The organism is Actinosynnema sp. NPDC002837, assembly GCF_040295345.1.
Classification (GTDB): Bacteria; Actinomycetota; Actinomycetes; order Mycobacteriales; family Pseudonocardiaceae; genus Actinosynnema.
The window spans coordinates 1-9219 of sequence record NZ_JBEOVG010000166.1; the positions used below are offsets into that span (position 1 = coordinate 1).

Annotated in this window: 10 protein-coding genes; 6 read left to right on the forward strand and 4 right to left on the reverse strand. The window is 71.0% G+C overall.

Annotated features, from left to right (window positions below):
* Window positions 1–228: 228 nt before the first annotated feature.
* On the reverse strand, window positions 229–540 hold the full coding sequence (locus ABTZ99_RS44045) for a hypothetical protein (protein ID WP_498772228.1): 312 nt from the start codon (window positions 538–540) through the stop codon (window positions 229–231).
* A gap of 41 nt (window positions 541–581) precedes the next feature.
* Window positions 582–1115 carry a hypothetical protein gene (locus ABTZ99_RS44050; protein WP_499619098.1) on the reverse strand — a complete coding sequence of 178 codons (534 nt, stop codon included), beginning with the start codon at window positions 1113–1115 and terminating at the stop codon, window positions 582–584.
* Between the two features lie 297 nt (window positions 1116–1412).
* On the opposite strand from ABTZ99_RS44050, the gene ABTZ99_RS44055 reads away from it, so the two are divergent.
* The 4 genes from ABTZ99_RS44055 (at window position 1413) to ABTZ99_RS44070 (ending at window position 5206) form a co-directional block, all read left to right on the forward strand.
* Window positions 1413–2009: a DUF1062 domain-containing protein gene (locus ABTZ99_RS44055; RefSeq protein ID WP_499619100.1), complete on the forward strand. Its 597-nt coding sequence runs from the start codon at window positions 1413–1415 to the stop codon at window positions 2007–2009.
* Window positions 2010–2166: 157 nt separating this feature from the next.
* Window positions 2167–3573, forward strand: a complete 1407-nt coding sequence (locus tag ABTZ99_RS44060) for a serine hydrolase domain-containing protein (protein WP_499619102.1) — start codon at window positions 2167–2169, stop codon at window positions 3571–3573.
* A 20-nt stretch (window positions 3574–3593) separates the two neighbouring features.
* Window positions 3594–4553: a sensor histidine kinase gene (locus ABTZ99_RS44065; RefSeq protein WP_499619104.1), complete on the forward strand. Its 960-nt coding sequence runs from the start codon at window positions 3594–3596 to the stop codon at window positions 4551–4553.
* The gene (locus ABTZ99_RS44070; RefSeq protein WP_499619106.1) at window positions 4550–5206 is read left to right on the forward strand and encodes a response regulator; all 657 of its coding nucleotides are present in this window, start codon (window positions 4550–4552) and stop codon (window positions 5204–5206) included. Before ABTZ99_RS44065 ends, ABTZ99_RS44070 begins: the two co-directional genes overlap by 4 nt.
* Here ABTZ99_RS44070 and ABTZ99_RS44075 read toward each other — a convergent pair.
* Complete coding sequence (locus ABTZ99_RS44075; RefSeq protein WP_498772240.1) at window positions 5176–5877, reverse strand: MerR family transcriptional regulator; 702 nt, start codon at window positions 5875–5877, stop codon at window positions 5176–5178. The two genes, ABTZ99_RS44070 and ABTZ99_RS44075, sit on opposite strands and share 31 nt — an antisense overlap.
* 114 nt (window positions 5878–5991) lie before the next feature.
* Here ABTZ99_RS44075 and ABTZ99_RS44080 point away from each other — a divergent pair, with 114 nt between their 5' ends.
* Together ABTZ99_RS44080 and ABTZ99_RS44085 are read left to right on the forward strand one after the other, a co-directional pair.
* Window positions 5992–6876, forward strand: a complete 885-nt coding sequence (locus ABTZ99_RS44080) for an ABC transporter ATP-binding protein (RefSeq protein WP_499619108.1) — start codon at window positions 5992–5994, stop codon at window positions 6874–6876.
* Window positions 6873–7724, forward strand: a complete 852-nt coding sequence (locus ABTZ99_RS44085; RefSeq protein WP_499619109.1) for an ABC transporter permease — start codon at window positions 6873–6875, stop codon at window positions 7722–7724. Before ABTZ99_RS44080 ends, ABTZ99_RS44085 begins: the two co-directional genes overlap by 4 nt.
* Before the next feature lie 5 nt (window positions 7725–7729).
* On the opposite strand, the gene ABTZ99_RS44090 is transcribed toward ABTZ99_RS44085, so the two are convergent.
* Window positions 7730–8674, reverse strand: coding sequence for a hypothetical protein (locus ABTZ99_RS44090; RefSeq protein ID WP_499619111.1), 945 nt, complete (start codon window positions 8672–8674; stop codon window positions 7730–7732).
* Between the last annotated feature and the right edge of the window lie 545 nt (window positions 8675–9219).

Below are 9219 nucleotides of genomic sequence, written 5' to 3' on the forward strand. Positions count from 1 at the left end.
GGCCCGGCGGGGAAGAGCGTCCCGCCAGGCCTGCCGGCTTCGACCAGCCTAAAGCACCCGAACCCATGTCAAATCGGGCCTCGGTGGGTTCGCTGCGGGTCCGTTGGGGGGCACGGGCCCGGACGCCTGCCTCGTCGGCCCCCAGCGGTGGAGTGATGGTGTGAACACACTGGTGGCCTGTTTGGGATCGGGGGTTCGAGGTGAGCCGCCGATGAGGCCGTGGCGGAGCTACAGCTTGCGGACGAGGTCGCGGTTTACCCAGCCGATGTCGTCGGCGGCGGCGGTGGTGGCGACTGCCAGGTATTCGCGGTTCTCGGTTTCGTTGTAGTAGGTCCAGTCGCAGTAGCCGCCGACCACGTCGCCTCGGTACTTGTACTTCAGCCGGGTGCTGGAGTTGGTCGGCAGTTCCCACACGGAGATTCTGTCGGCGGTTACCTGGTACTGGCAGCTGGCGACGGTCGCCGCGTGAGCGGTCGGTGCTGGGGCCAGGATGCCGATGGTGGCGATTGTCGCCAGTAGCGTGGTCGCAGTCTTATGCATGACAACGTTCCTTTCTGGTACGGGTCACCGGTCGGGAGTGGTCAGCCACGTCGGGGGGCTGCCTCCGGGCCGTTCCACTTCACGTAGTTCGCGGTGCTGCTTGAGGGCGGGGTCGCGTTCGCCTGGCCGGAGGCGGCGAAGTGGTTGAGCCGCACGTGAGTGATCGTGAGCCCGCCGCCGACACCGCGGGTCTGCTGGTAGCGCTGGCCGACGACGTTCTTGAACGAGGTGATCTCCAGCGGGGGCAGTCCGTGCCACTTGCCGTCGCTGCGCCGGGTTCCGACGAAGAACACGACGGTCGCTCCGGGGGTGAGACGGCGGCCGTCGAGGTAGACGGTGTGGATGGCACGCACGTAGCCGCCGCACCGGTAGAGCTCCGAATTCACCCGCATGTAGTACGTGTAGTGGCCGATGACGTTGTGGTCCCAGTTCGTCTCGGCGACCGCGAACGGGGTGGGCGCGCATCGGTCGCCGGCCGCGGCCTGGGCACTTGCTCCCGTCGTGGTCAAGGCGAGCGCAGCCAGGATCGCGACCACCGCCCTCCGCATCGAGTGGGGTTTCGGTCGAATCTGCATCAGCGAGAGTCCTTTCCTCGTCGAGCGTGGCGCTCCCGGAAGAAGCGCCCACCGAGAGGGTGGCCTGGCATCGCCGCAGGTAGGGAGCGAGTCGCGCGCGAGTCGTGTCCGTCGCGCTCAGCGACTGGAGTTCCGCGTCTGCATCGGCGAGGTGACCACGGTGGGCGCGTTCGAAATTCGGTGGAGCGGGGCGTGGTGGGCCGTTAACGTGCGGCGGAGTCACGTTGTCGAGGTGAGGACACACCGTTGTACATCCTGTGAGAAGGACCCAGAGCTGATTTGTCGCGCGTTGCGCCGGTGCGCTCGCGCTCCCTCTGCTGCTCTCACAGAACCGGTGTATTTGCTGTGTCCGAAAATTGGTTGGTTGTGCCTACCCGCCTGCCGCTCGTTCGCCGCCGTTGTCACGTGTGCGCGTCCGACCGCTTCCGGGCGAGTGGGAAGTTCCGGGTCAACGCGAACCACAAAGTCCTCGACGCCTGGCTCCTGCTGCTCTGCGCGGCGTGCGGGGACACCGTGAAGCTCACGGTCCTGGAGCGGGTCAACGTGCGGTCTGTTCGACCCGGGTTGTTGAACCGGTTGCACGACAACGATCTCGGCCTGGTCGCCGACCTGCTCCAGGACCCCGTGGTGCAGAGTCGCAATCGCGTCGCCCTCGACTGGGACGACGCCTGGCGGCTCGACACCGGCGGATCGGATCACCTGGACCACGAGGTGGTGGACGTGTCGGTCCGGTTCGTGGCGCGGATCCCCGTTCGGCCGGTGCGCCTGATCGCTGAGGGTTTCGGTCTTCGGCGGGGTGAGGTCGAGAGGCTGATCGCCCAGGGGAAGGTCGTGTCGGCGGTTCGGTTGAGTGGCAAGCTCTCCGGCGACTTCGCCTTTACCTTCAAGCGCTGAGCACTTCGGGACCAGGGCGCTGAGACCGTCGGGATCGGGGACTGCCCGGGTTGTTGACGGGGATGACACCTCGGTGCCGGTCTATGACTTTCGTCAGGGGTGGGTCCGGCCTGCGGGCTGATGTCCGGGCAGGGCGGCGATTTCTACGGTTCTCGGCATGAAGGCGATGTTGATCCTGATCGCGGTCGCGGCGGGGGCGTTCCTGAGCCCCGCCGCGCACGCCGCACCGACGTCCATCGACGACTACCTGGCGCAGGTCATGCACGACACCGGTTTGCCGGGGATGTCGGTGGTGGTGACCCAGGGCGACCGCGTCGTGCACGCCGCCGGGTACGGCGAGGACTCCGAGGGCGCACCCGTCACGGCGGACACGCCGATGCGGATCGCGTCGGTCAGCAAGTCGTTCACCGCGATGGCCGTCATGACGCTGGTGGAGGACGGCCGGATCGAGCTGGACGACCCGGTGGCCGACCAGGTGCCCGGCTTCACGATGGCGGATCCGAGGTTCGCCGACGTAACCGTCCGGCAGTTGGTGAACCAGACCTCGGGGTTCTCCGACACCACGATCGACGTGACCGCGTTGGAAACCGCCACCTCGCTGGGTGACTACACGGCGAAGCTGTCCTCCGGTTCGTTGGCGGCGGACCCGGGCACGCACTACGAGTACTGCAACGTGAACTACGACCTGGCCGCTCGGGTAGTGGAGGTGGCGAGTGGCCGGTCGTTCGACGACTACCTGAAGGAGCGCGTGTTCGGGCCGCTCGGCATGTCGCGCAGCACGGTGTCGACGGACGTCATCCGACCCGCCGACGGGTACAACTCGGTGTTCGGCGCGTGGCTGAGCAGGCCCGAGCTGCCGGGGTTCCACAGCGGCGGTGGCGGGGTCGTCACCACGGCGGCCGACATGGGCAAGTGGCTGATCAGCCAGAACGGCATCGGCACGCAGCTCGTGTCGGCCGAGGGACTGCGCGTGATGCACACGTCGTCCACTGTGGACGAGTATGCCATGGGGTGGATTCCCGATCAGGGGCCGGACGGGGTGGAGCAGCTGGTGCACCCCGGGAACCTGTTCACGTACTCGGCCGTGCAGGCGATCGTGCCTGCCACGGGGCACGGGTTCGCGGTGCTGGTCAACAGCGCGTCGCTGCACGACGAGACCTACGACATCCTCAACGGGCTGATCGCGTTGAGCCAGGGCCGTGATCCGGCGCCCGCGGGCGCCGGTCGGCAGTCGTTCGAGCTGGTGCTGGGCCTGATCGCGTTGGCGGCCATCGGTCTCGGGGTGCTGGGTGTCCGGCGGTCGGCGCGCTGGGCACGACGGCGGGCGGGCTCGCCGGTGTGGTCGGTGGCGTTGCGCTTCGTGCCGCTGCTCGTGCCGGTCGGCCTGCCGGCGGCCTATCCGGACCTCACCTCGATCCTGGTCAACGGGCGCACGGTCACGTGGGCGCAGCTGACCTACTTCGCCCTGCCGTTGACCATCACGGTGGTCGTCGCGGCCCTGGCCGGCGTGGCGACGGCGACGGCCCGGCTGCTCCGCCTGCGTGCGACGGTCCACACCGGATGACGCTCGGTAGGGTCCGCACCATGCGGAACGGCGTGGTCCTCGCGGCGCTCGCGCTCGCGGGGCTGGTCAACGGGCTGGCCACGGACGCGTTGCCGGTGTGGCGGCAGTTGCTCTACCCGGCGCTGGCCGTGCTGGTCTACCTGCACGGCCGGCACCTGCCGGTGCGCCGGGGCGAACTGGTCGTCGGCGCGGTGGCGGCGGTCGGGCTGGTGATCGCGGTGGTGCGGGTCTGGGAAGGTGTCGGCGCGCTGGCGAGCCTGGGCCTGTTCGTGGTGCTGCCGTGGCTCGCCGGCCGGTTCCGGCGGCAGCAGGCCGAGCTGATCGCGGTGGGACGGGAGCGGATCGTGCAGCTGGAACGGGCGCAGGAACTCGTCGCCGAACGCGCCCGGTTGCGGGAGCGGGCCCGGATCGCGGCCGACATGCACGACTCGCTCGGCCACGAGCTGACGTTGATCGCGCTGCGCGCCGGCGCGTTGGAGCTGACCGGCGACACCGAGTCCGCCCGCCGGGCCGCCGCCGGCCTGCGCGAGTCCGCGGTGACGGCCACCGACCGCCTGCGGCGCACCGTCGGCGTGCTGCGGGAGGGCGCCGCCCCGGTCGAGCCGCCGGACGAGACCGTGGAGGCGCTGGTGGACCGGGCCGCCGTCGCCGGCCTGCCGGTGGTCCTGACCCGGACCGGCGACACCACCCCGCTGCCGCCGCTGCTGGACCGCGCCGTGCACCGGGTGGTGCAGGAGGCGCTGACCAACGCCGCCCGGCACGCGCCCGGCGCGCCCGTCGCGGTGGAGCTGGCGACGACCGACGAAGTGCTGGTCACCGTGGCCAACCCGGTCGACCGGACACCCGTCGGCGACGGCGGCGGCAGCGGCTTGGCCGGCCTGGCCGAGCGCGTCCGGTTGGTCGGTGGCACGCTGCGGTCGGGTGTGGTCGACGGCCGGTTCACGGTGACCGCCCGACTGCCGCGGGGAGGTGGGGCGTGATCCGCGTGCTGCTCGCCGACGACGAGGCGATGGTCCGCGCCGGCGTGCGGGCCATCCTCGACACCGACCCGGGCATCGAAGTGGTCGCCGAGGCCGTCGACGGGCGTGAGGCGGTCGAACTGACGCGAGCGCACCAGCCCGACGTCGTCCTGCTCGACATCCGGATGCCCCGCCTGGACGGCCTGGCCGCCGCCGCGGAACTGCGCCAGGCCATGCCGGAGGTCGCGGTGGTCATGCTGACGACGTTCGACGAGGACGAGTACGTCGCGCGGGCGCTGGGCGAAGGGGCCAACGGCTTCCTGCTCAAAGCCGCCGACCCGAGGGAACTGCTGATCGGCGTGCGCGCGGCGGCCGAGGGCGCCGCCTACCTCTCACCCCGCATCGCCCACCGCGTGGTCGCCGACCTGCGCGGCGGCCGCCTCACCCGCTACGACCAGGCCCGCAAGCGGGTCGACGCGCTGACCGGACGTGAGCGCGAGGTGTTGGCGCTGGTGGGGGAGGGCCTGTCCAACCAGGACATCGCCCGGCGCCTGACCGTCGCCGAGGGCACGGTGAAGGCGCACGTCAGCGCGATCCTGCAACGCCTCGAAGTGACCAACCGGGTCCAGGCCGCGATCCTCGCCTACGAGGCGGGGCTGACCACCGCCAGGTAGCCGTGCAGCGCGGCGGCGGCTTCGAGCATCGACCGGGCCCGCCGGCCGATCTCGGCCTCCCGGTCGGTGATCGCGGCGCGCAACGCGTCCGCGCCGCCCGAGCTGCGGAACTCGTCCATGATCGGCTTGATCGTCGGCAGCGGGTAGCGGCTCTGCCGCAGCGTGGCCACCAGGCGGGCGTCGCGGACGTCCGTCGGGCCGAACCGCCGGTGCCCGTCGGTGTCCCGCCCCGGCAGCAGCAGGCCCGCCGCCTCCCACACCCGCAACGCCGACGGCCGCACGCCGAGCCGTGCGGCCAACTCGCCCACCCGCAACCCGGTCCGCGGCACGGTGTCCGGCGGGTGCCCGGCCACCGCCTCCAACGCCTCCGCCGTCGCCCGCAACGCCAGCCGCTGCCCGTGCGCCGCCGCGTGCTCGGCGTCCACCCGGACCAGCGCCTGGTCGGGCGCGCCGGCGTGGATCGAGCGCATGATGGCCTTGGCGGCGTCCCACCCGTACCCGCGACCCAGCGCCCGGTACGTCGTCAACGCCTGCCGGTGCCGCTCGTCGAACACCCGGTACCCCGCCGGTGAGCGTTCGGCCGGCGGCAGCACCCCGGCGTCGAGGTAGTTGCGCACCTGCTGGGCCGAGATGCCCGCGGCACGGGCCAGATCCACCGGGCGAAGACCCACGGCAAGCACCCCACACGCGTTCAGGTTCAACGGGAATTTGAAGGTTGTCCGACGCCTTCCTCGTACAAGTCGCAGAAAGCCTCAACAGGGTACTTCAACGATACGGTTTAACACATGAAAACCAACGACAACCAGCGGGAACCGTCGGTTGTGCAGACGCGGGACCTGCGCATGCGGTACGGGTCCACCGACGTGCTGAAGGGCGTCGACCTGACCGTCGGACCGGGCGAGGTGGTGGCGCTGCTCGGACCCAACGGCGCGGGCAAGACCACCACCATCGAGATCCTGGAGGGCTTCCGCAAGCGGTCCGCCGGCGAGGTCCGGGTGCTCGGCGTCGACCCCGACGACGGCGACGAGACGTGGCGCGCCCGGCTCGGCGTGGTCCTGCAGTCGTGGCGCGACCACGGCCGGTGGCGGGTGCGCGAGCTGCTGTCCTACCTGAGCCTGTGCTACGAGCCGTACCGCGGGCGGGCGTTCGACCTCGACGGGCTGATCGCGTCGGTCGGCCTGACCGACCACGCCGACAAGAGGATCGGCACCCTGTCCGGCGGGCAGCGGCGGCGCCTGGACGTCGCGGTCGGCTTGGTCGGACAGCCCGACCTGCTGTTCCTCGACGAGCCGACGGTCGGCTTCGACCCCGAGGCCCGGCGCGAGTTCCACGAGCTGGTGCGCGGCCTGTCCGGCACCACCATCCTGCTCACCACCCACGACCTCGCCGAGGCGGAGAAGCTGGCCGACCGCATCGTGATCCTGGTGGCCGGCCGGGTGGTCGCCGACGGCACGGCGGCGGAACTGGCCGCCCGGATCGCCGGCGTGGCCGAGGTGCGGTACCGGCTGGGCGGTGAGGAGCACGTGCTGTCCGTGGCCGACTCCACCGGCTACGTGCGGGAGCTGTTCGCCGAGCACGGCAAGGCGGTGGACGACCTCGAAGTGCGGCGCGCGAGCCTGGAGGACGTGTACCTGGCGCTGGTGCGCGAGTCCGAGCTGGTGACCGCGTGAACGCCCGGGTGGTGGCCGTGCGCGCGGGGGTGCGGCGCGGTCGGATCGAGTTCGGCCACACCATGGGCAACGCGGGCGAGCTGATGGGCTGGCTGTGGCTGCCGGTGGTGGCGCTGGTCGTGATGTACGCGTTCGGCGACGGCGCCGTGCCCGGCCTGGACTTCCCGCTCGGTGCGCAGGCCGTGCCGGGGATCCTCGCGATGAGCGCCGTGTTCTCCGGCCTGATGGGGTTGGCGATGACCCTCACCATGGACCGCGAGGACGGCACGTTGCTGCGGGCGAAGGCGACGCCGAACGGCGTGCTCGCCTACGTCATCGGCAAGGTGCTGGGCAAGGCGGCGATGACGGTCGCGGTGCTCGTGCTCATCCTCGTGCCCGCGATGCTGCTGTTCGACGGCCTGCGACCGGGTCGCGTGTCGACGTGGGTCACCTTGGTGTGGGTGCTCGTGCTCGGCCTGCTCGCCGTCCTGCCGATCGGGGCGATCGTGGGCGCGGTGTTCGGCAACACCCAGAGCCTCGGCTTCGTCACCTTGCTGATCATGGGGCTGGTGGTGGTGTCGGGCGTGTTCTACCCGATCACCGCCCTGCCGGGGTGGGCCCAGTGGATCGGCCAGGCGTTCCCGCTCTACTGGCTGGGGCTCGGCCTGCGGTCCGCCCTGCTGCCGGACGCGGTCGCCGCCGCCGAGATCGGCGGCTCGTGGCGGCAACTCGAGACCGTGATCGCACTCGGCGCGTGGGCCGTCGTGGGCCTGGCCCTCGCGTCCGTCGTCCTGCGCCGCATGGCCCGGCGTGAGTCGGGCTCGTCCGTCGCGGCCCGCCGGGAACAGGTCGCCCAGCGGTTCGACTGACCGGCTCAGTCGAACAACGTCGGCAGCTCGCCGCGCTGCAACGCCTGGAGCACCCGACCGATCCGCGCGCCCGGCGCGGTCGGCGCGAGCACCCGCACGACACCGGTCTGGTCGGCGGGCTGCTCGGCCGTCGCGCCGGGCAGCACCTCCGCCCAGGGCGAGGACTCGAGGTTCGTCCGGACGAGGTCCTTGAGCGCGTTGGGATTCTCGTCGGGCACGCACACGACCTCGGTGCTCTCGCCCGCCGGCGTCGTCCGCACCCCCGCCGCCACCGGCAACCCGTTCTTCGGCTTGCTGATCAGCGCCGCGGAGACGTCACCCAGGCACCGCGCCAACTCGCCGATCATGGGGTCGTCGGCCAACGACTGGTCCCCCGGCGGCTCGGTGACCCACTTCAGCGACTCACCGGCAGGCGAGTGCACCACCGAACCCGCCTCCACCCGCACCTGCTGGAACCCGGTCACGATCCCGGCCTCCGCCAACGGCCCGTCCGGGTCGATCTCGTTGTCCTCACCGGTCGTCCAGACGCCCGAACCACCACGTCGCCCACCCAACCCCGCGAGCTTGGCGTCCACCCCCGGCACGTCCACGTCCATGCGCAGCACCGCCGCCCACTTCGGCGGCTGCCCCACCCGCAACGCCGTGCTGGCCTTGGCGGGGTCGAACCCGACCAGCTCGGGCAGCACCCGGCTGTGCCCGGCCAGGTCGGAGTACCCGTAGCCCTGCAACTCCCGGAACCGCTGGGGGTCCTGGTCGACCAACGCCCGCACCGCCGCCACGTCCCCGTACTCGACCAGCACGGACGACTCGGCAGTGGCCCGCACCCCAGCCAGCGCGCCCAGCAACCCGGTCTCGGGCGTCACCTGCGGCACCTCTGCCTCCGCAGCGCACCCGACCACCAAGGCCCCAACCAACGCCACGCCCAACGCCACGCTCGAACGCTTGTCCACCGACCGAATGCTAGATCCGAACCTCCTTCCGCACTCCTGTTTTAAGCGAAGGCAACCAGCCACAGCCCGCTACCAGTCCAGTCCAGCCATCAACCATGACACCAACGCCAGCACCAACCCCACCGCCTGCACGCGTCCCGCGCCACCCACCACTCCACTCCACCACTCCATCCCACGACGCACCGAGACCCTGCCCATGCCCCATCACCTCTCCACCCCACCACCGAACCGCTTCCACCCAGCCCTGTTCGCCGCCGGGCCGGCCGTTTTATCCGGCTAACGTGAGAAATGCGATTGGGGTTGTCACAGGTTGCACTCTTCGCCCAGTCGAGTGAGCCGCAAGCACGGAAACCACCACCAACGCCCTAACCAACAGCCCCACAACGGACCCGCAGCGCCCCGCAGAGGCCCGATTTGACATGGGTTCGGGTGCTTTAGGCTGGTCGAAGCCGGCAGGCCTGGCGGGACGCTTTTCCCCGCCGGGCCTGCCGGCTTTGGCCTGCCTGGAGTGCCCGTAAGGGCCCCATGTCAAATCGAGCCGGACC